We start from the raw sequence: 24,119 nt of genomic DNA on the forward strand, positions 1-24,119 counted from the left end.
GTATTTATTCGTAACCATTTCTTACCACTATTTCTCCGCCTTTTGCAAAGTTCAGTTCCATCATATTACCTGGCAGTGTTTTAACCGCCACACCCTTGCGGGTCTGAAAATAATGGGTTTTAAAAGGTAACTTTAATAGGGCTTTACCACCTTTTTCAGCTACTATTTTAATGGCATCTACCTGCCCGGCTTCCTTACTTGCACTCACCAGAAATGCCCCTTCTGCCCTTAGCTGTTCAAAACTTACTTGCTGCCAGCCATTGGGTATGGCCGGAAAAACCTCAATAAAACCTGCGTAGCTATGTAGCAGCATTTCCTGCACACCGGCTGCAAATGCAAAGTTACCTTCTAAGGTAAACGGCCTGTAAGTAAAGGTAGACTTACCTGTCTTGGTCTGGTCGCCGTTGAGATGAAAAGAATTGATAGAACAAAAAGCAGTAGCAAAGTCTTTTAAAGCCCTGGCGGCTCCTTCTCCGTCTTTGGCTCTGGTTTTAAGACTGCCCAGCCATGCGTAAGAATAACCACACCACAAACCGGGGCCTGTCTTTTCAAGCAGTTGTATGGTGTTTTTGATTATGGTTTGCTCTTTTACACCATTTTCCCAGCGGATTTCGCTCAATGGATGAATGGCCATCAAATGAGAAAAATGCCTGTGCGACTGATTATAGGGCAAATTTCGGGCAAACTTCAACTCATTATTTTCGCTCAGATAATAATCAGAAAACTCCGCGTGAATCTGTTCATAATGCCTGGCCTCGGCAGTTAGTTTCAATTCTTTGGCCAGCTCTGCCGCTTTGGCAAAAACATATTTCATCAGGGCAAGGTCATAATTGGTATTTTCGCTGAACCAGGACCCTCTGCTATTTTCATTAATCTCCGGGCTGGTGCTTAGTGGTAATTGCCTTTTACCGGCTGCATCTTTATAGGTGATTTGTTCCAGATGCCGCGCTACCTCTTTAAACCACGGATACGCCCGCTTTTCAAGAAAAGCCCTGTCCATGCTGTACCGCCATTGCAGATAGTAATGCTGTGCCAGCCATGAAGAAACCGTAGGCGATAGAGAATACTGAATCCAGCCGCCCATTTCTTCACCGGTTAGAGTGGTTACACCCGGCACATTGAGGCCATCTGTACCAAAAAACCATTGCGTGTACTTTTTATATTGCGCTCTGTTCTGGTCAAGGTGATTCAGATACCCCATTGCTTCATCGAGGTGGTTGCCGCTATAGGCAGGCCAGTAACTTAGCTGGGTGTTGAGGTCATGATGAAAATCACCCTTCCAGGGTGGTAAACGGCCATTGTCGGCTGTCCATGCCGCTTGTAAAGAAACAGGCGGCGTGTTGGCGCGCGCCACGCTCCCGAACTTGTATTGTTCAAGGTACCATTGTTTTTCAAGAACTGAGTCAGGCAGGCTGATAGACGACCTGCCCCAGAAGTTCTTCCACCAGGCCTGATGACTGGCAAACGATGCCTTATAGGGTTGCACAACAGACAACAGCCTTACTGCTTTTACCTTGGGCTTCTGCGGATAATGCGCCGAAATGGCCCACCGGCCTTCTACCACACTTGCTGAAACCTTTTGCCATTGTACACATACCTGATAACTGAACCCGCCCCAACCTTCTTGCTCATATACAAATGACTGGCGGTGTGCCAATACTTTTCCCTGTTTATAGCCCAGCCGCGCCAGGTCATCACCTGCCACTGAGCCACCGGCATTTTTATCTATTTCGCCTTCATATTCAGGCGCCAGAAGCTGCATACTGAAACCTTTCAGGTTCTCAAATCTGAAATACCCTACGGGTTTAGAGGCATGTACAAAAGAGGTAAGCCTTGTGCCGCTTTCCCATTCAATTTCTGCTTCGGCTTTTTCAATGTTCAGGGCAGCGCGCTTTACATCTCCCCAGCCGGTCATGTCAAATTCAAGGGCTGCACCGGGCAGTTTGCTTGGGGCGGGTTCGCTCTCGTAGGGTTCATCACCAATTTTTTGTATGGCCTTCAGGTTGTCTTTCAACACCTGTTCTTTTACCCAGGCGTAATTAAAACCGGGTGTATGCAGGTCTTTCATGGGGCGTAAATCCCATAATTCGGCATGGTCGAGCGAAAACCGTAACCTATTCCCTTTCTGCCAGATTAATTCTCCTATCAAGCCATTGCCTAGCGGCAGCCCCTCATCCCACCGCTTTGGTAATTGAGTAAACTGCAAGCCAATGGCGTTTTCAGAAATCTGCGCCAGGGTGCTGATTGAAATACATAACAGGGCAATAAACAGAGATAACCGCATTGGATTTATGTTTAATTGAAGAGCAACCAATTGAATAAATACAACTACTAATTAAATTGAGCAACTAACTTGCATTTAACTACCTACATAAGTCGGTAAGACTTGTAAAAAAACCTTCGTTTTGCTAACTGATGAACTCTACGGCGAACCGTTTCAAGCATTGAATTGCAGATAATTTCTTTTCTAATACCATATAGAATATCAGGGCAACGCAAAAGCCACATACTTATCGCCCGATTTACTTTTCAGTTTGCCGCCGCCACAAGCTATTACTACGTATTGTTTGCCATTAACTGCATAAACACTGGGCGATGCGTATCCGGCAGCAGGTAGTTTGGTTTGCCACAATACTTTGCCTGTCTGGCGGTCAAATGCCCTGAACTGCTCATCTTTTGAAGCCGCAATGAACAGCAATCCTCCGGCAGTTACTGCTGCACCACCGTAGTTATCAGTACCGGTAGGCGGTATGCCTTTAGCGGTTAGTTCGGGGTATTCGCCCAAAGGCACCTGCCAAAGGCGTTTGCCAGTGTTCATGTTTATGGCTGTCAGTGTTCCCCACGGAGGTGTACTTACAGGATATCCGTTGGTATCATACCAGCGATTATACCCTGTATGGGTATAGGCCACGGTTGACAGCCCCGATTTTGCGGAACTTTGAGAACTGGAATTTTTACCGCTCAGATAATCTATAATGGCTTTTTTGTCGGTCTCTTTTATCTGGGTAAAGGCAGGCATCATTCCTCTGCCCTTGGCCAGAATCTGCAGAATACCCTCATTCGTGTACCTGGTTGTTACACCCAGTAAACCCGGTATGGTTCCGTCATGATTCCCTTCGCGGTCGGTGCCGTGGCAGGCAGCGCAATAGGTCTGGTATAATTGTTTTCCTGACACCGCGGCCTTACCGCTTGCAGAATGAGGGGAGTCTATCAATGAGCTGAAAACCGGATTTTCTTTGGCCGGCACATACAGAATACTGTTTTCGTCTACCGATGCCCCACCCCATTGCGCCCCACCATCACTGCCCGGAAAAAAGAGTGTTCTCTCTCTGCCCAAAGGAATAAAGGGGCTGCCGGTTTTAGATTTTTTCAAGGTTTCAATAATTTCTTCTTTGTTTGATGCAAAGCTGTTTACATCATCAACAGTAAACTGCTGCCTGGTAAAAGGTTCGGGTAACAAAGGTATGGGTTGTGTTTTGGAGGCCAACTCGCCCGGGATATCAGAGGCCGGAAAAGGCTTCTCTTCAATCGGGAAAACAGGCTTACCTGTTACGCGGTCAAATACAAACGTAAAACCCTGCTTACTTACTACCGACACCACATCTGTCTTTTTGCCATTCAGGGTAATAGTAAACAAATTAGGCGGAGCTGGAATATCTCTGTCCCAGATATCATGATGCACCGTTTGAAAATGCCATAGCCGTTTTCCGGTACTGGCGTTCACGGCAATCAGGCAATTGGCAAACAGGTTATCACCTTTTCGGTTTCCACCGTAAAAATCAAAAGCTGCCGAACCCGTCGGTATATATACTATCCCGCGTTTCTGGTCAACAGCCATGCCCATCCAGCTATTGGCGCCGCCTACGTTTTTGTAATTCTCTTTTTCCCAGGTATTATATCCGTATTCACCCGGACGGGGTATGGTTCTGAATGTCCAGATTAATCGCCCGGATATCACATCATAAGCTCTTACATCGCCCAGCAGAGCCGTGGCACTTTCAGAGACCCTTGTGCCCACTATCAGCACGTTTTTATAAACCGAGGGCGGTGTGTTGGCCACCACGTAATCATCAGCGCCGGGTCGTTCAATCCCTTCTTTCAGATTGATTTTCCCGCCCGTGCCAAAAGTTGATACAGGCTTGCCGTCGGCGGCATTCAAAGCATACATCAAAGCGCCGTAGGCAAAGAAAATACGGGCTTCTTTGCCGTCTGACCAATAAGTTACCCCACGGCTGGTCATGTTAAAGGTATCATCATTCAGGCGTGTCTTCCAGATTTCTCTTCCGGTGGCGGCATCAACCGCAAAAGCCTGCGCCCCCGCCGAAACCCCATACAATATCCCTTTAATAACAATCGGGTTACACTGCATCTGGGTGGTATTTTTCAGGGTGTCTGCCCCGCCTGAGGCATACGCCCAGGCTACTTTTAGTTTTTTTACGTTTTCGGTGTTAATCTGGGTAAGAGAAGAAAAATGATTTTTGTCGGGCCCGCCGTTGTACTCCGTCCAGTCGGTATCAGGCACAGCATCCGGAGTTGCATGAAGCATCAGGGCTACTATGCCCGGTAGAACCATAAGCAGGCGGACAGGCACCAAAAGCCTTTTGTAAAGGTGAGGATTTCGTTTCATTGTTTATAGGGTAAAACCATCGGGCATATTGTTTTATACTTTTGCCTTGGTACTGGCAAGAGATTGGCCATAGCGCGATTTTTTTTGAATTGAATAGAGTTCTCAAAAATAATAAAATTTGAATGAGTTATTACGGCAGATTTAATTTATACTTAACATTCAAAAAAAAGATTCCGAGCAACAAACCAACCCCAACCGCCTGTATTTATGCACTTTACAAAAAAGACAGGTTATTTTACAGGCAAACCTCTCAACAAAAAAATAAAATTCCCCCGTTTTACAATGGTATCTTTTTTAAGGTATAAAGTATTGTAACTGTATGTAAATTCTACAAGCACACGCCATAAAAAAACTATAAGCCATTGGAGAAACTTACATTAAACCACAGAAAATTAAACCAATGGAAATTAAAATCTAAAGACTATGAATATAGGGGTTGACTTGGGAGGAACAAAAATTAAAGCCGGTGTCGAAATGAATGGCGCGGTTATTAAGCAGGAAACAATTTTGCTGCAAGACAAAGATTCTCTTTCTTCCACACTACAACAATTAATTGACCTGATTAAGCCGCTGATGGCTTATTCCGTAAACAGTATCGGCATCGGAGTGCCCTCTGTAGTAGACACAGAAAAAGGAATAGTTTATGACGTAACCAATATTCCGTCATGGAAAAAGGTAGACTTAAAAGATATTCTTCAGCAAGAATTTAACGTTCCGGTTTTTGTTAACAATGACGTAAACTGCTTTACGCTGGGCGAAAGCCGCTTCGGGTTGGCTCAGGGTTTTAGCTCAGTAGTTGGCGTTACAACAGGTACGGGTCTGGGTTCGGGTATTATTATCAATAACCAGTTGTATGTGGGTAATAACTGCGGTGCCGGAGAAATAGGCCTGCTGCCTTATCTGGACCAGAATCTGGAATATTACACCAGTAACAATTTCTTTGAGGCCATTCATGGCATAACTGCCCTTGAAGCCAACCATGCTGCAATGGCAGGCAATAAAATAGCCATAGACCTCTGGGACCAGTTCGGCAAACACTTGGGTACGGCCATTAAAACCATTATGTATGCCTACGACCCCCAGGCTATTGTGCTGGGTGGCTCGCTGTCAAAGGCTTATCCATTCTTTGAAAAGGGCATGTACCATGCATTGGGCGACTTCTCTTTTCCGGAATCACTCAAACGCCTGAAAATATTTGTTTCACAAGATGAAAACATCTCATTACTGGGCGCAGCAGCTTTGATTCCGAACAACTACGACAACGTTTTACTGAAAGACAGATAACAGAAAAGCGGGCATTGGTTAGCTTATCTGCTCATAGGTACAGGCATTTGATTTTTGTTTTCAAAGGCAAATGCTTACCTTTAAAAACCACAATTTGACAAACACAAGGCACCCGTATGAAAAGTAAAACATTTATTGTAGTTCTGATTCTATTTATATTCTTTGTTATCTCTTTTCTGAGTAATATTCTTGGGGCTATCATACCAGACATCGCCAAGAGTTTCAGCCTCAGCCTCGGCTGGTCGGGTTTTTTGCCGTTTGCTTTTTTTGTTTCTTATGCCGTTGCTTCTATTCCGTCCGGAATCCTCGTTGAAAAATATCGCGAAAAACGCATTCTGCTACTGGCGTTTTTTCTGGCCTTTGCAGGTGCTCTTTTGTTTGCCATAAACCCCACTTTTTCGGTAGCGCTTGTTTCTTTGTTTATTATTGGCCTTGGCATGGCTATGCTACAGGTGGTAATTAACCCGCTTCTAAGAGTTTCGGGCGGTGAAGAAAACTTTGCTTTCAACTCGGTAATGGGCCAGTTGTTTTTTGGTGGTGCGTCATTCCTGAGCCCTATGCTTTACAGCTATTATGTGCAGAATGTGCACACCAACCCAAATCCTAACTTTATTGTATCAACACTTAATGGCCTTGTAAGCCCCGATTTAAAGTGGGTATCTGTTTACTGGACCTTCTCCATCATTGCACTTCTGATGGTTATCATTGTCTGGTTTGTTAAATTTCCGGAAGTAGAACTGAAAGACGACGAGAGAATAGACACCGGTAAGGCATTTAAAGAGCTGCTGAGTAATAAATATGTGTGGCTGTTTTTTCTGGGCATATTCAGTTATGTAGGCACCGAGCAGGGAATTGCCAACTGGACATCCAAGTTCTTGCAGATATACCATAATGTAGACCCTACAACGCTTGGGGCGTCAGTTATTTCTTACTTCTGGGGTCTGCTTACCATCGGTTGCTTTTTAGGGTTGGTTCTTCTGAAATTTATCGACAGCCGCAAGGTTCTTATATTTTTTACGCTTGGTGCCATTATCTCATTACTTGCAGGCTTATTCGGCCCACTTGAAGTTGCCCTGTATGCATTCCCGGCAGCCGGATTCTTTGCCTCTGTTATGTGGTCAATTGTGGTCTCTCTTGCGCTTAATTCGGTGCCGTATCATCATGGCACGTTATCGGGCATTTTATGTACAGGTATTGCCGGTGGAGCCGTTGTACCGGTGATTATCGGTGGCCTGGGCGAAATATTCGGGCTGCGCTTCGGAATGCTGTTTCTATTGATAACCCTGGGCTATATATTAAGCATTGGTTTCTGGGCCAAACCGCTGGTTACTAATGCCACAATTAAAAGCTGGAAAGATTTACTTAAATAGTAAGGGCATTTAACTTTGAAATTATGATTGGTGGATATATTTTTACTATGCCAGAGACGCATTTCTTGCGTCTCTTTAGTTTTTAGTAGAGATTGTGCTGATTACCGGAGCAGATACATTAGATTTGTGGATTAGGGAAATTTATTACTATGTATAAAATCATACTTTTAATTGACTTTGCTGAAGAGTATAGCAAGGCTCTTTTGAAAGGCATTGCCAAATACTCTAAAGACCACGGCCCCTGGATTTTCTGCCGGATGCCGCTCTTTCAGCGTGAAACCATCGGGATGGAAGGGATATTGGAATGGGCCCTTGAATGGGGCGCCGATGGTATTATCGGGCAGCTCTACAATGACCCCGCCGTTGAAAAATTCATTGAGGCGGGTATTCCGGTTATTGCACAGGACTTCAAGGAACGCTTCCCCGATATACCCAATATAACCGGGGCGCACAAGGAAGCCGGCGAAATGGGTGCCGAGTATTTTTTGCGGAAGGGTTTCAAGAACTTTGCTTTTTATGGATTTAAAGACATTGTATGGTCGCGCGAGCGCGCTGAAGGCTATGAAGAGCGCATCAGCAGAGCTGGTTACAAGGTTCATTATTTTGAACACGCCATGGCTCGTTCTACCGAAATCTGGTACTACAAGCCCAGCTCGCTGAGCCAGTGGCTTAAATCTTTGCCCAAACCCATTGCCCTGATGGCCTGCGACGATAACCAGGGGCAGCACATTACTGAAGCATGCAGGCACTCGCAAATACGTATTCCGGAAGAAGTGGCTGTGTTAGGAGTAGATAACGATGAAATGATTTGTGAGTTCTCTGACCCCCCGCTATCAAGCATTGGCCAGGATGCCGAAAAAGGAGGTTACGACGCCGCCCGGCTGCTGGAACACATGATAAAAAACGGCACGGCTAACTACTACGATATTGTTGTGAAGCCTACACAGGTAGTTACTCGCCAGTCGACAGACATTTACGCTACCAATGATGACTACATAGCGGCATCGCTCAAATTTATTCACCAGAATATAGATAAAAACCTGCAGGTAGACGATGTTGTAAAACAGGTACCGTTGTCAAGGCGTGCATTAGAGAAACGCTTTCAGTACATAACCGGATTACCCATCTACAAGTATATTTTCAATTTGCGAATTGAGAAGCTAACCCAGAAACTACGCGAAACAGACATGACTGTGTTTGAAATTGCGCTGGATATGGGCCTTACAGACAGCAAAAATATTGCCCGGCAGTTCAGGCAAGTGAAAGGTTGCACACCCATTGAGTACCGTAACCGGTATCTGGCCGGTAAGTAGAAGTAGCTGGTTTTACCTTATTAGATATCAATCTATTCCTGTTTTTTAAAATAGCTCATTAGTATCTGAATAAAAACAATATCCCGCCGGGATTGTATATTTAAAATTCGTTTTCTTAATATACAATCCCGGCGGGATTCTCATCATTATAAGCGCGCCTCTTAAGGCTTTTGTGCGTTTATTGTTTCAGCAACCAGATGTCTGAAATCTTCGAGTGTTTACGCCAGTTGAGGTGCGACTCTTCCGGAACATCAAAAGAAACATTAATAATTCCGTCCTGGCTCAGATTCAACGGCACAATCCATTCTTTAAATGTCTCATTTTCACGGTTATAAAGTACTGGGTCCAGCCTTTTTCCGTCTACCCTCAGAAGGGCTTCGCCTGAACCTGCAATTCTGATAATGTAACGCGCATCCGGCGATAGGTTATCATAAGTCAGTTCTGGTGCTTTCTGGAAAGTTTGCGAAGAAAGACGTGTGCGGCTGAAGCCGTTATCCCACCAGGCAACATCGGTGGCGTCGTCAATAATTGTTTTAACGCGGGGGCCTTTGCTGATGCTCGACACATCGTCATAGAAACTACCTGCACCCGGGTTCTCCCATTTACTGATAACGTAAAGCCTGGCCAATACCTTGGCACTGCTGTCGGCAAGCTGTGGTTTCAGTTTTTTAAACTCGTCTTCCACCCACCAGCGGTTGTTAAGCGGGTAGTCTACAAAATCAAGCAAACACCCACGCTCATAGCCTTTGGCTTTGTGTTTGGGTACGCTGGTCTGCAAGCCAATAGAAGCATACAAAGTTTCGCACAATTGCTCAATTTTTTTGCGCAAATCAGTATTCTGCGGAGCATTGTCAGCCTTTGCAAGCACCTCCAGGGCGGTGGTCATGGCTTTATCTGCTCCGGTTTTAGGTGCATCGGCCAGCAAAGAGTTGGCCTGTTTTTCAAGCCCTTGTTCGTAAATTAATCTGCGACGCGTGTAGGTGTCATAGTAAGCACGTAGCAGTAACATCTGCCAGCGCCAGTTTTCAGAAAGTTGAGGTGTGGCCGAAGCCTCCATGCTTTTCCAGAATGAAAATGTGGCTTCTACACCACCATTCTGCGCCAGTGGGCCTTTCCAGTTATTTTCAAGGGCGGCAATGCCATCGGCCATGTTATCTGCCAGGTTATTACCAAAGAAAAAGTTACTGTAATCAACCAGAATATCTCTTACATCTGCCTGTGCGTCCCAGGCTTTCATGCTCCACACCATTTTGTTGATGTCGTCATGGCAACCGTCAGAATATGACACAAAGCCATCTGTAAAAGGTGCATAAGTAGACTGAATAGCCGCAAATTCATAAGGGCGCGGGTTGCAGGCTTCTCTGCCCAGGGTAAGGGCATAGGCCTGGTCCCATTGTCTTACCGGAAACTCACTTCTTACGTTATGGGTAAGGTCGGGGTATTCGCGGTGTTGGTAATTTTTGGGCAGGCGGTAGCGGGTTTCTGCCATAGACGGGCTGCCCGGGCCAGATACCACGCCCTGCAACCAGGTTGGTTTCTTGTCTTTCAGATACTGATAAAAATAATCTACCTGCTCTACACTAAAGCCCTGCAACGAAAGCCATATTTTAGCTTTGGGATGGTATTTTACCAGGCGTTCGTGCAGTTCTTTCAGAAAAGGCAAAACTTCTCTCGGGTGGTTATCGCCGGGGTCTCCGCCCGGTACAAAAATATGATCAAGCCTTGGGCATTCTTTATAGAATGTCTCGTGCATTTTCAGTTCGGCTGTGCGTTTCTGGGTATCATGCAAATCAAAGGTAACGGGTGTCCATACCCAGTAATCCTGGTCATAGGCTTTGCAAATCTCACTTATTCTGACGCGCATTTCGGCGGCAGATATCTTGAAGTGCGGACTTGGGTTTTCGTCTTCATGAAACGGAATGCCCTCAACGGCATTAGAACCAAAAATGGCCAGTTCTCTGATATACTGCTCAAACTGTACCACTGTCCAGGCATCGTAAGAATTGGCAGTGTGTCTGTACCCCAGCTGATGCCCTCTGATTGGGTAGGACGGTGAAGACGCCACATTAATTTTTTGTTTCAACTGAATGCTTTTAGGGGCAAATATGCCCTTGCGCAACACCCAGCCAGACCCAAACAATACACCACGGGCGTCGGCGCCTATTACCCACAAGATACCTCCTTTGTCGGTCAGTTCAGATACAACCCTGAAACCTTCAGGCTTAAACTCCGGTCCGTTTTTGTCTGCCCCAACCGGAATGGCTCTGCCTTGCCAGGTTTTATCGCCCGACAAGACCAATGCAATGGCATATTCGTTGTTTTTAGGTAACGCTGCTATCGGCTTTAAAGCAATAGATGTGCGCTTCTGAATTTCTTCGGTAAGCATTCGCAGGGTGGTTTCGCGTACCGGCGACGGGATAGAACCCGAAGCGGCAATACCTGCATTCTTAATGGTGATGGTCTGGGCTGTGGCTGCCACACAAAGCAGCCACAAAAAAGTAAAAAGGCGAATAGATGGACGATTCATAAGTTTTAAAGGGTGATAGATTTAGACAGGTTGTAACCTTGTATTTTTATAACCGGGTTACCGCCTTTCAGGTCTTTTTTATTGTATTTCACAGTAATAGTTTTGCTCTCTTTTGGTGGAACAGACACGTAATTGTCTGACCAGAAAACGGGTGTAACCGCCTCTTTGCCATCGGTCAGTTCTGCTTCTGTAAAGAAAGCCAGCTTATCTGTGGTATTAGTCAATTTAAGCGTTACTTCAAATTCTCCGTCTTTCAGTTCTTTTACAGTCTTCTCGGCTGTCAGCTGAACTTTCGGCAAGGTATTTAATGGATTAAAGTCAGCATATTGTTTCTGAGGCGTATAGAACCAGAAGTACTTCGACCAGTCTAACTGGTCTTTCTGTGAGGCAAGCCAGTAGAAATTATCTGCAATTACCTCTCCCTTACTGTTTTTCAATTTCAGGTCAAGGAAAAACACTTCGTTCTTTCCGGTCAGTTCTGGTACATTCAGCCATTTTCTGGTCGAGTTTTCGCCCATTGCTACCTTTTCTGTCTTAGCAAATACCTGTTTTGAATCTTTATTGAACAATCTGATTTCGGCAGATACGCCATCTAAAGCTGTGCGGGTATCATTACTCAGATGCACCGTATGATTATGGTAATCGTAAATGATATTAACCGGTTGAGAGGCCTTTTTGGTACCATAATAAGCGCCGGTTGGCATCAGGTAGTAGTCGTACAACTGCCAGTAAAACTCTGGCCAGGGCGAGTTAAGCATCCACTGCACCACACCCGTTGCCACAGGGCGGTTAATTACAAAGGCTTCAAACATAGGCCTTATGGCTTCATAATTCATTACCTGCGCTTTCAGAGCCAGTTCGTCCAGATTAGCAGGTGCGCCATATCGTTTGTTCATGGCGTTTAGGTAAACACCAATTGTATTAAAATCTTTACGACCAGAGTGGTAGTTCCACATCTTGTTATCCGGTGGCCATAAATCAGCCGTTGGTATCATCTTTTTAATACTGCTTACTGGCGGCACCTGTGGCCCCGGGCCTGTTTCGCTATTAAACCCGAATGCCCCACCCAGCTTTTTATCTTCAAACCAGTAAACCGGTGGCACGTATTCGTAAGGGCCATTCATTTTCATACCCGATTTGCCGGTAATGGTACTGGTAAACTCGCCCGACGAAATCAAGAACGGACGTGTAGGGTCATATTGTTTCAGGGTTTCATGGTAACGTTTTTCAAGCGAAGGCTTCGGCATGGCGTCGCTGCCGCCTGCCCATGTAAAAATACTTGGGTGATTACGCAGCCACTTCACCTGGTCGCGCAGGTAGTTTGACAACAACGTTTCTTCATCAGGTGTAAGTTTTACCGAATACAAATCTACTCCTTCGTTAATCGGCAGGTTTTCATCGCCGGGTTTTATTTTCAATTCCAGCCCCAGGTAATCAGGCCATTCCCACTGGCAGCTCCAGCCCACCATCAACAAAATACCGTTTTCGTCACACAAATCATAAATATGATGGTTATTCCCCCATACGCCCTCAAATCTGAGCGAGTTCAGGTTCATTTCTTTCACGTATCGTATCTGCGCTGCATCCTTTTCAGGCATGTAACGCAAAAACAAGTCGTCTACCCATCCGGCACTTTTAATCAATACTTCACGGCCGTTCACTTTATAGCCCCGCACGTTTTTATCGTTCAGGTAGGTTTCTATCTTTCTGATACCAAATCTGGTCGATTGCTTGTCAGATAATTTGCCCTGCTCTTTCACTTCCATATTCAGTGTATACAAATCAGGGTTACCCAGCCCGTTTGGCCACCAGAGTTTAGGGTTTTTAATGAGCAGTTCTTTGGTATCAGCCGGGCTGAACCTCACTTCTTTGCGCTCTTTAGGGGCCAGCTTTACACTTTTGCTGAAACTGATGTTCTCAATCGTACCGGTTACTTCTACCGTTTTAGCGTCGTTGGTATGGTTGGTTAACTCTGTGCTTACCGTAAGGCTGGCCTTGCTTAAATCTTTAGGGTCAAGGTCTGGAGCCACAAATGTGGCGTTCATAGATACCTTGCCTGAGCGTCTCAGCCTTATATCGCGGTAAATACCCATGTAATGGTCGGGTGGTGTAGGCGCCCAGTCAACAAAACCCATGTAGAAATTTCTTACTTTCGGCGGAAACACCTCTACCAGAAGGGTATTCTCGCCATCTTTGGCTGCTTTGGTGATGTCAATTTCAAACTGACGAAAAGCGCCGAAAAGGGTATCCTGCGATGCTATCTTCACCCCATTCAGCCAGAAATTGGCACGATAGTTTACACCATCTACATGCAAGGCCAGTTGTTCTTCTGCGGTGTCCAGGTCGTCAATAGTAAATGTATTTCTAAACCACCAGGGGTTTTCGAAAGGTGCACGGGGTATGTTTTCCAGGTTTTTGCCCATAAAAGGGTCTTTATAAACGCCGGCTTCTACCAATGCGCCTAAAACCGTGGTGGGCACGGTGGCTTTCACCCACTTATCGGGGTTTATTAATTGCTCCGACACACTTTTGGCATCTGCAGCAGTCTCTTTGGTTGAGGCAATAGACCAGTTGTCGGTCAGGGTTCTTTCTTCCACTTTTACTTTAGGGCTGCAACCGGCCAACCAGACGCTGCCCAGCATACCCAAAAGCAAACTCCATCTTGTATTCATATTGTTTGTGCTTGATTTACTTTCTGATTTATACTTGTAAAATTAGGTTTCGGACTATTGCCATGCAAAATATATGGCCTGTAATAGTCTTTTCAATGGCTTGTATCGTATAGTAAAAGAATTCTGTACAACCTTCAATATTAACCTAAACAAATGAAAGACAGACAATTATATTTCAGCATGCTGGTTGTGGCCCTATCGCTCGGAACAGCCTGGGCTATCCGTGGGCAGTTCGGGCATGAGCATGGCGCCGCCTGGGCCGGAGGTATCGGATGCCTGAGCCTGATAATGGTAGCCAAAAGAGGCGACTGGTACAGCAAAGTATTTAGTGCCACCCTGGCAGGTGCCCTCGGTTGGGGTATTGGTGGTATTATGAGCTACGGCATAGTAGTAGGTTATGGCAGAGCTTCTGATTTTATAAACACCTATTACGGCCTCATGATGCTTTTTGTTATAGGTGGCCTTTATGGATACATCGGTGGCGGGCTGTTCGGGCTGTCGTTATCGAGTACCGCCAAAAACCCGGTTAAATGGGTAAACCTGACTATTGAAATGGTGGTAGGCGGAATTATGTTTTACTACTTCATGATTTATGAGTTTGAGTGGTTTATGACTCCACCGCGCTCTGAAATGTGGGCGGTGTGCTTTGGTATGGCTGTTGCGCTTACCTGGTTTATGATTCGCCACCAGCAGACCTCGGCCATCAGAGTGGCTGTTTTTTCTGGTTTAGGCGGTGGGTTTGGGTTTGCGCTCGGTAATTTCTTTCAGGTTTTAGGCGGGGTTTCTGGCATTAAATTTAATTTCTGGAATGTGATGGAATACACCCTGGGTTTCTTCGGCGGGCTAGGCATGGCATACGGAACACTTACTTCTAAATGGGAGACATCAGAACCACAACAAAAGAAAGCCAATCAGTTTTTTCCGATACTGATGCTCTCACTCATTATTCCATTTACTGTCTGGCAACAGAATTTTGACACCAAACGCATTTATGCAACCCTGATTGAGATTGGTATAATAGATGGCAGCCCGCTATTTGCCGCTACCGAATGGAGTGGCCTTGTATTGGTGTTGATTCTGGCGGCGTTCAGCTTTTATCAGTACTATAACCACAGGCCGGCTTCGGTTACCTATACCTACAAAGAAATTCAAACCTTTTTTGTGGTTTATCTGGGCATTTATATTGTGTTCAGCTATATAATTACAGGTGCGTTTTTTAGTACTTACCGCGTTGAGCAATATTTATACACCCTTAACCTGATAGCCATTATACTGCTGATAGGCAAAACACAGCCGACGTTCAGCAACAGAAACATTGACGGCAGTAAATGGGCTGTTAAAATGGTATGGGTGGCCTTATTTATTGCCGTGCTGGCATTTATTGCCAAAAGCTCGCATGATGAACTGAAAGGAGCCCACAAAAGATTTGGAGAAGAAGTAGTTGAAGAAACTGCCAAATAAAAATGAAAAATTATATTCAGCATATTCGTTCAGGGTTTATTATTACGGGCATTTTGTTCGCGCTGTTTTTGTATTTCAACAAAGACCAACCCCTGAACGAATTGCTGATGGCAAGCGTGTGTTTTGTGCTGCTGCACCTGCTGCTGTTTACTTTGGGAAACCAGGGCGTAGCTGCACAACTTACCACCGATTTGAAGGCTGGCACCGAAAAAACCCTGCTGTTTCCGAACTGTCTGATTGCCCTGCTATACATTTACATCATTTATCATGGCGGTTCACCGCTTGAGGGTTCAGCAGCGCTGTTTCCTTTTTTTGCGTTATTTCCTGTTCTTGGTTTTCTGGCATTTAAAAAGACTTATATCGTCTGGTCTGATTTTGTATTTCTGCTTCTGTTGCTTATACCGTCGGTTTCTATATCTTTTAAAAGCAATACCAGCCTGCCAGTGCATGGCAATGGTTTCAGCTCTGTTTATAAGCTGGTAATTATGTTGCTGGCGTTTTATGCATTTGGCATTGTAAGGGGCATAAAAGACATTGGCTTTTATCCGGTTTTTCAATGGCGCGCACTGGGCATATCCCTGGCATGCTGGCTGGTGTTTCTGGGTTTGGTATGGCTCATTGCCTATGCTTCGGGTTTCCTGAATTTATCAGGTGCAGAGGCGTTCGCAGAAGAAGGTTTTGCCCAAGGGCTCAGAAACATGATACGCGTTTTTTTAGGCACGGCTTTGTTTGAAGAATTGTTTTTCAGAGGATTGATACAGAATATGCTGGCAAAGAAAATAGGGCAGTATAAAAACTGGAGACCATTCTGGCAATGGAGTCTGGTGCTTTTTGCCGCGCTGGCATTTTTAACGGGGTATCTGATGGACAAAAGCCTGTTCTGGCTACCCTTGTTGATTACCGGCTTACTGTTTGCAGCGGCTTATCTGATTGAGAAATCGGGTAAAACATCACAAGGCACTTATACTGCGCTGGCTATAACCAGCATTTTTTTCGGGCTGGTGCATTTTCACGCCGGTTCAATTATTTTTGTAGGGTTGGCAAGTATTGCGGGCTGGTTTTATGGATATACTTATCTGAAAACCCGAAATGTTTTTTATGCAGCGCTGGTGCATACACTGGTTAACTCTTCAGAATTTTTATTTGCCCTTGACGGCCTACGATAGATTCTTAAATTCTACTTATTATCAGGTACAGGTCTGAGCTTACTCATAACGTTTTCAGATGCCTTCATGCATATTTGAAAAAAGAAGTTATGAAAGCTTTTCAGAGTACTATAGCCTCGATACTATTATTGCTTAACGGCCTTGGCGCAACCTATGGTGGGTGGAAATTAATTACCCGCCCGGACGGAAGCAGTATGCGGATGTCGGTTAGCCTTTTAGAGCAAAGCCCCTTTCAGGACTTTCTGATACCCGGTTTAGGCCTGCTTGTTTTTAACGGGCTGCCTAGTTTAATTGCTTTTGTGGGTATGTTAGCCAACCCCCGGAAATTCGCCTGGGCAGTTTGGGTTCAGGGAATTATTCTTTGCACCTGGATTACCATTCAGGTAATTATGATTGAAATGCTCCACCCTTTGCATCTGGTATGCGTGGCAGCCGGCCTGGTACTAATTTTAATTGGAAGAAACCAGAGCCGGCCGAAATTTAATTAATTGTTTTCTAACAGGGTTTTGTAAACCTTACGGACGTAGTCAGTCTGAATCAGGTCTACTTTCATAGCTGTGGCTTTCTTGTAGTTGGCAGGGGTATCTAACAAACCCAGCACATCAGAGAAGACCTTTACACCATGCTTGTGTATTTCTGCTACCAAGGTTTCGTTCAGGGTTGTCCAGCGAACATCAAAGGCATAGGGTTTCAGTTTTGCAACTTTATCTGCAATCTCCTCCGGTTTATCAAGAGAGGGCATCAGTTTAGCTTTCGGATACACCGTCTTTAGTGCCAGCAGGAAATCGTCTGACCCATAAAATACCGCATCTTTTAATAAATTATAGGCTTTTAGTTCTTTTACCAAAGGCTCAGGTGCTACGTCTTTGCAATCAACGTACAAATGGGTTTTGTGCTTATGTGCCTTGTTCCACTGCGCCACTAAAGCAGCGGTTTCGGTAAGTGTTGGTATACGCTCATCTTTAAACGCTTCTTTCCAGCCTTTACCTGCCGAAAGTTGCTTTAATTCGTCGAGTGTATAATTCTTCATGGGTCCGGTACCATTGGTGGTGCGGTTCAGTGTTCCGTCATGCAGAATAGCCAGTTGGCCGTCTTTGGTGGTTCTTACATCAATTTCTATGTAATCTACTCCCATTTCCATTACGGCTTTAAAACTTGCCAGGGTGTTTTCTGGTGCCAGAGCCGAGTTACCCCTGTGTGCCGAAAGGTGCAACTGGTATTTTTCTTTCAGAATTTTTGATGAGTCAGACTGCGCATTGCCTGTCTTGTGAGTTAATGAAAAATCTTTGGCGCTAACTGACAGGCTAAGCGACAAAGACAGAATTAATAACGATGATTTCATGAAGAAATTTCTGTGTCTTTTTCAGAATTAATGATTTGAAGCGTGTGGGAATCTTTCAGAAGTTGATTAAAAAACCGCTCAAGAATAACAGAATACTCGGGCGACATCTCGTGTTCACCAATACCCGCCAGTAGTTCTTCCAACTCCGGTTGTGTGAGTTTACTGTTTAGTAATCTATCCATTAAGTATTCCGGACGTGAACGCTCCATACCTACATCTGACGGTTGAAAATGATTTTGCGATTATTTAAGGTACTTCAATTTTGTTTACCTGCGTTCCCTCCGGCAGTTAATGACCGGTGAAATGGCCCCTTCCTAATTAAGGAAGGGGCTTTATACTATGTACCCATTTAATCTTCGTGCTTATTATAACACTTTGCTGCCATCTACCAGAAACACTCTGGTACTAACCGTATAAGTGCCCCCGTTGGGGTCTTTGTACTTTAAGTCTACATAATAAGCAGCATAACCTTTTTTGGCATAAGGAAGGGTTGCTTTAATAACCGGTTCTTTGGCCAGTTTCAGGTTGTGGCTTTGCCACAGATTATTACGAAAATCAAGGTCTGACGACGTTGTGTACCATACCGTTGCACCAACCAGGTCTGTTTGCAAAGCGTTAATTGAAAGTTCTACGCCCTCTTTACCGTTGGTGGTGGTCCAGGTGCTTGCCGGATACTCCTTGTTCATTAATGTAAGACCAAAAAAGGCAGTAAGTGATTCAAAAGCCTGTTTGCCACCGGCCAGGTCATGCCCTGCATTTGGCGTATAATGAATCATGTTCTTACCCGGAATCTGGTCATAATAATGTTTGATAGCGTCTACCGTCCAGTATTCATCGTTCGTACCAATAAATATAATTTTTGGTATGGTCAGTTTCTTACGATACGAGTAAGGGTCTATCATGGTTGTAAGCGCTCTGCCTTCTTTTGAGTCTGTACTTTGCGGAATACCCAGCTTGGTATAATCTTCAATCTGGATACTGTATTCGCCATAAGATTTAAACTGGTAGTCGAGTGTGGCAGGCATATTCAGCATATCAATTACCATTGGGCCTATACCTACAACGCGTTTGTCTTCAATAGCGCTAGACAACCAGGTGGTCCATCCGCGTTTCGAAGCCCCTGAAATTACAAAGCGATTTACTGCAAAGTTATTGTTTTTCCTGGCAAATTCCTGAACGGCGTCCATTGCCTTAACCGCCGACTTCACCATCGGAAACAACAATGGCCAGGTGTAATCGTTGTCTTTTTTGAAATTATGCAGGGTATAAGATATCAGTGCGTCTTCGGTCAGGTCGCCATACAAAGGTTGGTTAGGCACCTGCTTTATCAAAGCCACAATGGCCTTGGTTTTTTCGGCAGTTGCTGATAACGACGGCCACAATCTGTCGTCTTTCGACCAGTTAGGTTGCTCGTCTTTATTTGATCCACCCGTAATAAACAACAGGGCGCCATCATATTGCTTTACTTTTGGTACAAAAATAGTCAACTGGTGTCTCCAGGTAATTTTTCTCCAGGTCTGTGACGTCAACACCAGATTATACATAGTAACGTTGTCTTTGGTAAGTGAGTCTTTTACTTCCCACTTATAGGTTTTGTCGCCATTATTCACATAGCTTTTCAAGGCAGTTTCGGGGGTAACAGAACCCTGAGCGAACACACCTGCAGTAGTTATAACAGCAAGAGTAAAAAGAGTAACAAATTTCAGAAAGGTGCTTTTCATATTTTAGGTTTTTAGTGCTTGTTTAAATTCCTGTTAATATATTTATTGAGGTTTTGGACTTTCTTTTACTAATTTAATGGCCTGCTCCATATAAATTTCGGCGGTCATTTCGCCCAGGCTGGTGCGGCTTACGTATTCATATCTTTTAAAGCTGTTGAAATCAACCTTGGTAAGCATATAACCGAAGGCGTCGTTGGTAAGCCCGAACAAAAACGGAAGCCGGGTATTCATATTACGTTTTACATAATAACCAATATTAGGCAGGGCCTCGCCGGGTATAGTCAGTATCTGCGCAGGGCCAATATTGAGCAGGTTCAACTGGGTACTTACAATGTTATCTTTTTCAAATGTAAACTTCAATGGAGAGTTTTTCAAAATAAACCTCATCATCTGAGAATCGACAGGAAACTCAATTTTCCTGGCCGCGCAGTAAATATCAGGGTTAGGCAATACAGCCGCCTTATCAACAATGCGTAGTGCTTCATCTGCCAGCAACTCTCCTATTCTTATGCATTCGTCCCAGGTGTTGGCTTCCTTCTGGCCCTCTCCTTCCTTGCCATATTCCAGGCGGGTATCTGCAGTTACCATTCCCCCCTGTGCGCCATTCATAAACAAAGCAATGCCCCCGGCTTTGGCCTCAATACGGTCATAAAGAGGGCCACAAAGGTCAGGGCTCAGGATACCCCTACCTGAGCCTATCACTTCGGGGTGAACTGCATAATTCACCAAGGTCGCTATGGCTTTGCCTTGCCGGCTGCCGGTGGTGGCAATGGCCTGTATTACGCCACATCGTGGGTCATATAAAGCCGGTGCATAATAATTATAAGCAATTTTACCTTTGGCCTCGTCAACCGCTATTTTTAATGAGGCGGGTTCCAGCTTGCTGATGGCCTCATTTACAGCATCTGCTATCTGCTGCACACACCAGTCCAGGTATTTCAAATCAGCATAAGATTTTCCGGATGCATCCGGAAAAGCATAGGCATCAGGCGCACTATGGGTGTGAGTTGCGCCAATGAGAATGTTTTCAGCAGGTATGCCCTTAATTAAATCGCGTGATTTATTACCCAGAATAGAGCTCCAGCCCAGGTTGTCAACGTTTACAATGGCAATGCGGGTTGTTCCTTTTTCAAACACCATGGCACGCGCATATAAATCACCTTTATTCTGGGTACTGGGTTTTGGTGTACCAATACCACCCGACACCGGCAACAAGGGGTTGGGGGTAATTACCCGCAGCGCAGCGCCCACTTTCAGGGTCTGCCCGATGGCTGCAGATATACTTAAAAAACAAATTATTAAAAGGGTTGAACAGATGGCAATTTTTTTCATGTTAATCATAGGCATTAAGTTCTTTCGGATGGCAATTATCAGGCTGATTTACAATATTTTCCGCGTCTGATAACAAACCATTCAATATACTACCCTGCTATTTAAAAAGGCTATTAACCGGCATATATTTTTTGACAAAACGCTTACTTTTCTGAAATAAAAAAAGGATAAGCCAATGGCCTATCCCCTGTTTTTAACATCACTTCTTGGGTTAGTTCTTCTCTGGTGTTTTCGGAATTTTATTAACCAGTACATTGGGTTTGCCGGGTTGTTTTTTCAATTCAAAAGAATCGTAAAGCTCTCCGGTTGCGGTAAAGGCTTTATATAAAAGCGAGTTACCCTCAACTGTTAATATCTGAAACAACTGTGTATTGCTGGCTTTGCGGTTCATCCAGGGGTCGTTAGATATATCATACATCTTTGGCCCTGAAACCGAAACCACATACACCGTTCCTGATGCCTGATTTTTATTGCCCTGTCCGTTTACCGAATTACTTATTACGCCGCGTCCGTAGGCGTGGTCGTGGCCTTGCAATACAATATCAACTTTATGTTTGTCAATAATGGGTTTGAAACGCTTGCGCAGCTCAATGTTATCGCGGTTAGGCTTGGTTGAATAGAACGGATAGTGCAAAGTAATGGCGGTCCATTTGCGAGGATTATTGGTAAGTACCGAATCAAGCCATTTGGCCTGTGCATTAGCAAAGTGTTCCGACTCATCAATTTCTTCGGCGTTCAGCGAAATCACCTTCAGGTCAGAATAATTTACTTCATAGCAGGTTTCTTCCAGGCCTTTCGGGCCATTAACAGGCAGGTTAAACTGGGGTCTCCATTGCGGCGACAGTTTCCCTTTGCCATATTCATGGTTACCGGGTGTCATTACACTAGGTACGGTAGCATGAATATAAGAACCCGCATAGAACCATTCGCCCCACTCAACATCGTGGTCGTGGCGGTTTATCAGGTCTCCGGCATGCAACATAAACGATACCTCAGGCATGGTTTTGTAGGCTTCTCTGATAACACGAGACCATTGCGACTTTACGTCATTCTGGGCATCGCCAAAATAAAGAAACGAGAGCGGCCTGCCGGGTTTATTACCAGGCAAACGCATCTGAAACCACTCTGACCAGTGCTTGTCATAACCAACCCGGTAAACATACAAGGCACCCGGTTGAAGGTTTTCAATAACGCCCGAGTGGTAATATGCATTTATTTCGGGTTCGTTCGGGTATTTAACTTTCAGATTTTCTGAAATGGCATTAATGGTGCGGATGTTTTTCTGAAACTGTGTACCATCTGTAGCCTGGGCAAACTGTATTTCGCCTTTGTTAATGGTTGAATCTGTGCGCCAGTTTACTGCTACCGAGGTTTCAGGTGTGGCTGTCAGATTCAGGATAATTCTGTCTGGCGTGGCAGAAGGAAAAAGGACTTTTACGTCCATATTCAACGACCTCGCGTGGTCGTGCGGATGCTTGTGTGTCTGTGAAAAAGCCGTATGGAAAGTATTACTGCAAATAAAAAAACAAAGAGCCTTTACCACATTTTTTCTGATACTATGCATATCTGAGAGGTTTGTGTTAAATAATTAAAAATTAGAGGCGGTTATAAAAAACCACCCCTAATCCACTTCTTTTCAAAACAATCTATAATTACCAGGGTTTACCTGTTCCCTGAACAACCCATGGTTTTGACCACGCACTGTTTTTACCGTCTGCCTGAGAAAAACTTGTAGTTTCAAGTCTGTCAAGTGCAGCATTGGCATTGGCTTTATTAATATTCAATTCGTCCTGCATGTAGTAGAATCTTAAAGGCATTGCCTGGCGTTTAGCTGCCGGGCCTGGTTTAAGAGCCGGGAAGCCTGTTCTTCTGAAATCAAACCATGCTTCTGTAGCAGCTGTCCAGCTGGCAATCCATTTTTGTTCTAATACTTGTTTCAAAGTACCGTCGTAGGCAACACCTGCATTGGTAAGGTAAGTAGTGGCAGCACCACTTACACCCCAGGTAGCTAATGAAGCTTTTACACCTGCTTCGTAACGTGACTTGGCATCTCCGGCCGACCAGCCTTTCAATGCGGCCTCAGCCAATATAAAGTTTACTTCCGCTGCAGAAATCAAACGTGCTTTCAACAAAGAGCCTGTTGCTGCTTTATAGATATCGTTCAGGAACGAAACATGTGGGTTGAACGATGTCTGGCCCGGTGTCGGGTTCAGGTTATAAGCAGACGGCAATGCTGAGAAACTGGTAGGTATACCTACATAATCAGGATCGGTGTCAATAAGCGTATTACCAACTTTATCCGGTGACAAATATCTTTTACCACCTTCAATTTTATCGGTTCCTGCAGGTAAGCTTGCATCAACCACCAACGGAATCTCAACTTTATTAGCCCAGATAGCCAGACGAGGATCTTTCTTTGCCTGCAATGACTCTACCAATGTAGCAGCCATTTTAATACGGCGGTAGTTACTTCCGCTCACGTCATAAACGGTGTTGGCAGGCCAAGAGGTTGCATCACTGGTACCAGGGAAGCCCATAGTGGCATCGTCAGAGTTAGATGTAATGATTGGGTACTGGCTTGCATTACCTGCAATTTTCTCGATACCAGCTTTAGCAACATCTGGTTTTTTTGATGAGATACGCATATAATAACGTAGAGCAAGCGAGTTGGCAAATTTTCTCCATTTGGTTGGGTCTCCGCCATAATAAACGTCAACGTTATCAACTATGCTTGAGTACTCAGCTTTGGTTTTCGACAACAAGGTATTGGCTTTTTCCAAATCGGCCAGAATACCTGTGTAAATAGCCTCCTGGCTATCATACGAAGGCAGAATATCTTCTGTTTTACCTAACTCACCTTTTAGGGCAGAGGTATAAGGTGCATCACCCCACAAGTCGGTAATTAAGCCAAACATGAACGACTTCATTACCAGTGCCACACCCTGATGATACTCCAGGTTAAGCGCTACGGCGCGGTCATACACCAACTGGTTGTTACGTAGTATGTCGTAGTAGGCGCTCCAGCTTTGGTTACCACCCCAGTCATAATCATTATGACCAGACGACCAGGCATCTTTTTGCGTGTGTTGAACCACACCGGCGATATCCTGATACCCAAGGTTAACATAAATTTTTGCGGCTTCTGTAAGCACCGTTGGCAATACCAGGTTAGGGTTTACCAAATCAGGCTGCACCCCGTTGGGGTTTTTGTTTACTTCTGTCAAATCTTCGCACGAAAAGAAGCCCGTAAAAAGAAAGACTAATGCTATTATTTTTTTGTAACTGGTTTTCATTGATTTCAGAG

The 24,119-nt window shown here is 44.7% G+C and carries 16 protein-coding genes; 6 read left to right on the forward strand and 10 right to left on the reverse strand.

The features are described from left to right. Window positions 1-4 precede the first annotated feature (4 nt). Entirely contained in the window at window positions 5-2,284 is a 2,280-nt protein-coding gene (locus MB380_RS16045; protein ID WP_253527172.1) for a glycosyl hydrolase family 95 catalytic domain-containing protein, read from the reverse strand. 201 nt (window positions 2,285-2,485) lie between these two features. Beyond that, a complete protein-coding gene (locus MB380_RS16050; RefSeq protein WP_409014588.1) occupies window positions 2,486-4,627 on the reverse strand; it encodes a PQQ-binding-like beta-propeller repeat protein in 2,142 nt (713 codons plus the stop codon). 423 nt (window positions 4,628-5,050) lie between these two features. Between MB380_RS16050 and MB380_RS16055 the strand changes: the two genes are divergently transcribed. The 3 genes from MB380_RS16055 to MB380_RS16065 all read left to right on the forward strand — a co-directional run bounded on the left by MB380_RS16055 (window position 5,051) and on the right by MB380_RS16065 (window position 8,594). After that, complete coding sequence (locus MB380_RS16055; RefSeq protein WP_253527174.1) at window positions 5,051-5,911, forward strand: ROK family protein; 861 nt, start codon at window positions 5,051-5,053, stop codon at window positions 5,909-5,911. Window positions 5,912-6,027: 116 nt separating this feature from the next. After that, window positions 6,028-7,281: an MFS transporter gene (locus MB380_RS16060; protein ID WP_253527196.1), complete on the forward strand. Its 1,254-nt coding sequence runs from the start codon at window positions 6,028-6,030 to the stop codon at window positions 7,279-7,281. A 149-nt stretch (window positions 7,282-7,430) separates the two neighbouring features. Next, window positions 7,431-8,594 carry a DNA-binding transcriptional regulator gene (locus MB380_RS16065; protein WP_253527199.1) on the forward strand — a complete coding sequence of 388 codons (1,164 nt, stop codon included), beginning with the start codon at window positions 7,431-7,433 and terminating at the stop codon, window positions 8,592-8,594. A 178-nt stretch (window positions 8,595-8,772) separates the two neighbouring features. On the opposite strand, the gene MB380_RS16070 is transcribed toward MB380_RS16065, so the two are convergent. Then, on the reverse strand, window positions 8,773-11,121 hold the full coding sequence (locus tag MB380_RS16070; RefSeq protein ID WP_253527202.1) for a hypothetical protein: 2,349 nt from the start codon (window positions 11,119-11,121) through the stop codon (window positions 8,773-8,775). Between the two features lie 5 nt (window positions 11,122-11,126). Next, the gene (locus MB380_RS16075; RefSeq protein WP_253527205.1) at window positions 11,127-13,793 is read right to left on the reverse strand and encodes a glycosyl hydrolase 2 galactose-binding domain-containing protein; all 2,667 of its coding nucleotides are present in this window, start codon (window positions 13,791-13,793) and stop codon (window positions 11,127-11,129) included. Between the two features lie 153 nt (window positions 13,794-13,946). Here MB380_RS16075 and MB380_RS16080 point away from each other — a divergent pair, with 153 nt between their 5' ends. The 3 genes from MB380_RS16080 (at window position 13,947) to MB380_RS16090 (ending at window position 16,908) form a co-directional block, all read left to right on the forward strand. Continuing rightward, window positions 13,947-15,254: a photosystem II biosynthesis protein gene (locus tag MB380_RS16080; RefSeq protein ID WP_253527208.1), complete on the forward strand. Its 1,308-nt coding sequence runs from the start codon at window positions 13,947-13,949 to the stop codon at window positions 15,252-15,254. A 2-nt stretch (window positions 15,255-15,256) separates the two neighbouring features. Further along, on the forward strand, window positions 15,257-16,420 hold the full coding sequence (locus MB380_RS16085; RefSeq protein WP_253527224.1) for a CPBP family intramembrane glutamic endopeptidase: 1,164 nt from the start codon (window positions 15,257-15,259) through the stop codon (window positions 16,418-16,420). 89 nt (window positions 16,421-16,509) lie between these two features. Next, on the forward strand, window positions 16,510-16,908 hold the full coding sequence (locus tag MB380_RS16090; protein ID WP_253527226.1) for a hypothetical protein: 399 nt from the start codon (window positions 16,510-16,512) through the stop codon (window positions 16,906-16,908). Here the strand turns inward: MB380_RS16090 and MB380_RS16095 are convergent. From MB380_RS16095 to MB380_RS16120, 6 genes are all read right to left on the reverse strand, one after another. Further along, window positions 16,905-17,762: a glycerophosphodiester phosphodiesterase family protein gene (locus MB380_RS16095; protein WP_253527229.1), complete on the reverse strand. Its 858-nt coding sequence runs from the start codon at window positions 17,760-17,762 to the stop codon at window positions 16,905-16,907. The genes MB380_RS16090 and MB380_RS16095 overlap by 4 nt on opposite strands. Continuing rightward, a complete protein-coding gene (locus MB380_RS16100; protein ID WP_253527232.1) occupies window positions 17,759-17,971 on the reverse strand; it encodes a hypothetical protein in 213 nt (70 codons plus the stop codon). The genes MB380_RS16095 and MB380_RS16100 overlap by 4 nt, the downstream gene beginning before the upstream one ends. Window positions 17,972-18,127: 156 nt before the next feature. After that, window positions 18,128-19,483 carry a PhoPQ-activated pathogenicity-related family protein gene (locus MB380_RS16105; protein WP_253527249.1) on the reverse strand — a complete coding sequence of 452 codons (1,356 nt, stop codon included), beginning with the start codon at window positions 19,481-19,483 and terminating at the stop codon, window positions 18,128-18,130. 42 nt (window positions 19,484-19,525) lie between these two features. Next, on the reverse strand, window positions 19,526-20,815 hold the full coding sequence (locus tag MB380_RS16110; RefSeq protein ID WP_253527252.1) for a hypothetical protein: 1,290 nt from the start codon (window positions 20,813-20,815) through the stop codon (window positions 19,526-19,528). A 211-nt stretch (window positions 20,816-21,026) separates the two neighbouring features. Beyond that, the gene (locus MB380_RS16115) at window positions 21,027-22,379 is read right to left on the reverse strand and encodes a metallophosphoesterase family protein (protein ID WP_253527255.1); all 1,353 of its coding nucleotides are present in this window, start codon (window positions 22,377-22,379) and stop codon (window positions 21,027-21,029) included. A gap of 88 nt (window positions 22,380-22,467) precedes the next feature. Further along, window positions 22,468-24,108 (reverse strand): SusD/RagB family nutrient-binding outer membrane lipoprotein, encoded by a 1,641-nt coding sequence (locus MB380_RS16120; protein WP_253527257.1) that lies wholly within the window; start codon window positions 24,106-24,108, stop codon window positions 22,468-22,470. Window positions 24,109-24,119 lie beyond the last annotated feature (11 nt).

The sequence above is a fragment of the Emticicia sp. 21SJ11W-3 genome (assembly GCF_024138715.1).
Taxonomy (GTDB): Bacteria; Bacteroidota; Bacteroidia; order Cytophagales; family Spirosomataceae; genus Emticicia; species Emticicia fluvialis.

What these genes read in the sequence shown, in the direction of transcription:
- MB380_RS16100 (WP_253527232.1), bottom strand. Translation starts at nt 17,971, where the DNA reads ATGGAGCGTTCACGTCCGGAATACTTAATGGATAGATTACTAAACAGT.
- MB380_RS16110 (WP_253527252.1), bottom strand. Translation starts at nt 20,815, where the DNA reads ATGAAAAAAATTGCCATCTGTTCAACCCTTTTAATAATTTGTTTTTTA.
- MB380_RS16045 (WP_253527172.1), bottom strand. Translation starts at nt 2,284, where the DNA reads ATGCGGTTATCTCTGTTTATTGCCCTGTTATGTATTTCAATCAGCACC.
- MB380_RS16085 (WP_253527224.1), top strand. Translation starts at nt 15,257, where the DNA reads ATGAAAAATTATATTCAGCATATTCGTTCAGGGTTTATTATTACGGGC.
- MB380_RS16075 (WP_253527205.1), bottom strand. Translation starts at nt 13,793, where the DNA reads ATGAATACAAGATGGAGTTTGCTTTTGGGTATGCTGGGCAGCGTCTGG.
- MB380_RS16060 (WP_253527196.1), top strand. Translation starts at nt 6,028, where the DNA reads ATGAAAAGTAAAACATTTATTGTAGTTCTGATTCTATTTATATTCTTT.
- MB380_RS16105 (WP_253527249.1), bottom strand. Translation starts at nt 19,483, where the DNA reads ATGAAAAGCACCTTTCTGAAATTTGTTACTCTTTTTACTCTTGCTGTT.
- MB380_RS16095 (WP_253527229.1), bottom strand. Translation starts at nt 17,762, where the DNA reads ATGAAATCATCGTTATTAATTCTGTCTTTGTCGCTTAGCCTGTCAGTT.
- MB380_RS16115 (WP_253527255.1), bottom strand. Translation starts at nt 22,379, where the DNA reads ATGCATAGTATCAGAAAAAATGTGGTAAAGGCTCTTTGTTTTTTTATT.
- MB380_RS16090 (WP_253527226.1), top strand. Translation starts at nt 16,510, where the DNA reads ATGAAAGCTTTTCAGAGTACTATAGCCTCGATACTATTATTGCTTAAC.
- MB380_RS16050 (WP_409014588.1), bottom strand. Translation starts at nt 4,627, where the DNA reads ATGAAACGAAATCCTCACCTTTACAAAAGGCTTTTGGTGCCTGTCCGC.
- MB380_RS16120 (WP_253527257.1), bottom strand. Translation starts at nt 24,108, where the DNA reads ATGAAAACCAGTTACAAAAAAATAATAGCATTAGTCTTTCTTTTTACG.
- MB380_RS16055 (WP_253527174.1), top strand. Translation starts at nt 5,051, where the DNA reads ATGAATATAGGGGTTGACTTGGGAGGAACAAAAATTAAAGCCGGTGTC.
- MB380_RS16065 (WP_253527199.1), top strand. Translation starts at nt 7,431, where the DNA reads ATGTATAAAATCATACTTTTAATTGACTTTGCTGAAGAGTATAGCAAG.
- MB380_RS16080 (WP_253527208.1), top strand. Translation starts at nt 13,947, where the DNA reads ATGAAAGACAGACAATTATATTTCAGCATGCTGGTTGTGGCCCTATCG.
- MB380_RS16070 (WP_253527202.1), bottom strand. Translation starts at nt 11,121, where the DNA reads ATGAATCGTCCATCTATTCGCCTTTTTACTTTTTTGTGGCTGCTTTGT.